This window comes from Wolbachia endosymbiont of Onchocerca gibsoni, from assembly GCF_029169405.1.
Lineage (GTDB): Bacteria > Pseudomonadota > Alphaproteobacteria > Rickettsiales > Anaplasmataceae > Wolbachia.
The window spans coordinates 507,204-510,097 of the sequence record NZ_JABUMP010000001.1 but is presented as its reverse complement, the minus strand read 5'-3'; the positions used below and the strand labels follow the sequence as shown (position 1 = coordinate 510,097).

The 2,894-nt window shown below is 32.9% G+C and carries 2 protein-coding genes; both read left to right on the top strand.

What is annotated here, in order from left to right:
* The first annotated feature begins 553 nt into the window (after positions 1-553).
* On the top strand, positions 554-1,939 hold the full coding sequence (lpdA, locus tag HSX44_RS01940; RefSeq protein ID WP_275602072.1) for a dihydrolipoyl dehydrogenase: 1,386 nt from the start codon (positions 554-556) through the stop codon (positions 1,937-1,939).
* A 465-nt stretch (positions 1,940-2,404) separates the two neighbouring features.
* On the top strand, positions 2,405-2,894 hold a 490-nt coding region (locus HSX44_RS01935), incomplete at its 3' end, for a UDP-N-acetylglucosamine--N-acetylmuramyl-(pentapeptide) pyrophosphoryl-undecaprenol N-acetylglucosamine transferase (RefSeq protein ID WP_275602070.1).

Sequence of the window (2,894 nt, the reverse complement as noted above, 5' to 3'; positions counted from 1 at the left end):
TGATACCTATGTATAGAACTCTATTGTGTTTACTTAGAAGTATATATAAGAACAACTGGAATGGCGTGATAGAAGTGCTTAGATGACACCTTATTAGTAGGGATTGATTTTGTAATTGCAACGTTTATATAATCATTAACTATAAATATTAGGAGATTTACTAAATAAAGAAAGAAGATAAGAGAAATCCTGTAATAGCTAGTTATTTTCTGATCTTGTAAGCTGATGTTCTATACTGTCTTAACTACTTTATAAGTGTGCTTCATTATATAGTAAAATCCTGAAACTAGATATAAAGTACATATAGCATATAAAATTAGATGTAAGACACAGCTATCTAATACTTTCGTTGTTCAATTTATTCAGATTAAAGATAACTAAATGCTCTTGTTATCATGATAAAGAGACTGGCGGAGTTATTTCAGCAGTTTTTAATCCTGCTCTTATAACTGAAGGAATCTGAATACTAATTAGCTATTTGGATGGTAGAAAGTGACGCCATTGATTACACTGGTTTCATCTGCTATACATAGTCTTTGAATATGAAAAAACAGTGGATGAATATGATATAGCAGTTGTAGGTGGTGGCCCTGGCGGCTATATAGCAGCAATTAGAGCAGTGCAGCTTGGGTTTAAAACTGCAGTTGTTGAAAAAGAAAAAAATTTAGGTGGTATATGCTTAAATTGGGGATGTATACCGACTAAATCGTTACTTAGGGCATCCGAAGCCTATAGGCTCATAAAAAGAGCGGAGGAATTTGGTATAAAAGTGAAGAATGTGAGTTTTGATATACAATCGATAGTGAAATACTCAAAAAATATTGTTAATAAACTGTCGAGCGGTATTGCATATTTAATGAGAAAAAACAATATAAAAGTCTATCAGGGTTTTGGTAAACTTGTAGGTAATCGTACTATAAAGATTTCTAGTAGTGGTGGAGAACACGAGATTTCTTCTAAGCGTATTATTTTAGCAACAGGTGTAAGAGCACGAAATCTGCCTGGAATAGAAGTAGATGGAGACTTAATATGGAATGCTCAGCATGCTATAGCTCTAGACAAGTTACCAAAGTCGTTGTTAATTATAGGATCTGGTGCAATTGGGATAGAATTTGCGAGTTTCTGTAGTACTTTGGGAGTTGATGTCTCAATTATAGAAGCAAAAAACACTATTTTGCCGTTGGAAGATAAGGATATTTCAGGTTTAGCACAAGAAATATTTATGAGACAGGGAATAAAAATATATACAAACAATAGTGTAAAGACTATAACTAAAAATAAAGGCTCTGTTCAAGTGCAGCTAAGTAGCGGTAAAAATAAAGAATTCGATAAAGTAATTGTTGCAGTTGGAGTTCAGGCAAATACTGAAAATATAGGTTTAGAGAATACAAAAGTTAAATTAAGTCCTTCTGGCTTTATTGAAACAAATGAATGGTATGAAACGTGTGAACCGAATGTATATGCAATAGGTGACGTAGCTGGCCCGCCATGTTTAGCACATAAAGCAAGTCGTGAAGCTATGGTTTGCGTTGAAAAGATTGCTGGTAAAGATGTCCACGTATTAAAAAAAGAGTGCGTACCAAATTGTACTTACTCTTATCCGCAAATAGCGAGTGTTGGTCTAACTGAGGAACAAGCAATCAAAGATGGATATGATATAAAGATAGGGAAATTTCATTCTAATTTTAGCAGTAAATCTATTGTGCTCGGCGAGACTGATGGGTTAGTGAAAACAGTGATAGATAAAAGAACAGGTGAGCTCCTTGGAGCTCACCTGTTAGGAGCAGAAGTAACAGAGTTAATTAGCAGTTTTGTCCTTGCAAAGCAGATAGAAGTAACAGATCTTGATATAAAATCTACGATTTTTCCTCACCCAACTATTTCGGAAATGATGCATGAGTCAGTACTTGCTGCAGATAATGAGTCGCTGAATAGTTGAGTTAATGTTCCGTTGCTTTAGAGCTGNAAAGTCCTTAAACGGAAGATTTCTATGTACTTTAGTTATGACTGATTGATTATCAGAGTTAGGTCTCTATCGTCTTTCTTTTAGCTCTTCAGCTCTGCTACTTTCACTTTAAGCTTTATTTTTAGATTAAGATATTCCTGAGCTTTTTCCTGTATTATCTAAATCTTGTTACTTCAGTTAGTGTTTTCCATTTTTATGCTGTTCCTACTGAGGTAGATCAACATCTAAATTAAAAATACTTTTATTGTGTTTTTAGCAATCCGATAAATCTTCTCTGTTTTGTTTTCTATTCTCGAGGTTTATTTTTTTGTTAATTTCTTTTTTACTATTGTTGTTAAGTACTTTTCTTCCTATCTTTCTATTATAAAGCCTAATAAAATTCTACGTGCAAATTATTAAATTATAGTTAATAATCTAGTATCAATGTACTATACACAGATGGATGTTATCCTCGCAACAGGCGGAACAGGTGGACACATTTTCCCAGCTATGACCTTGGCAAAAGCACTAAAATTGCAAGGGTACAGTTGTATATTGTTTACTAATAAAAAAATAGATAAAAATACAGATATAGAAAGCTATACCCTGCCATTATGTAAGCCAAGTAATAATAGATTTAAATTTTTCTTTTTATTAACATATAGCTTTGTGTTAGCACTGTATCAAATAAAAAAACTAAAGCCAAAGCTAGTTGTTGGTTTTGGTAGCTATGCCTCTTTTCCAACTCTTCTTGCTGCAAAAATTCTCTCTATACCTATAATTTTACATGAACAAAATACAGTTTTAGGAAGAGTAAATAGATTTTTTCTCAATAGTGCAGAGTTGATCGCAACTAGCTTTCCGGAAACTAAATATGTAGAGAACAATAGATGTATTTTTACAGGAAATTTTGTTTATATAAAAGCGCAGGGCTATTATCACATTCATT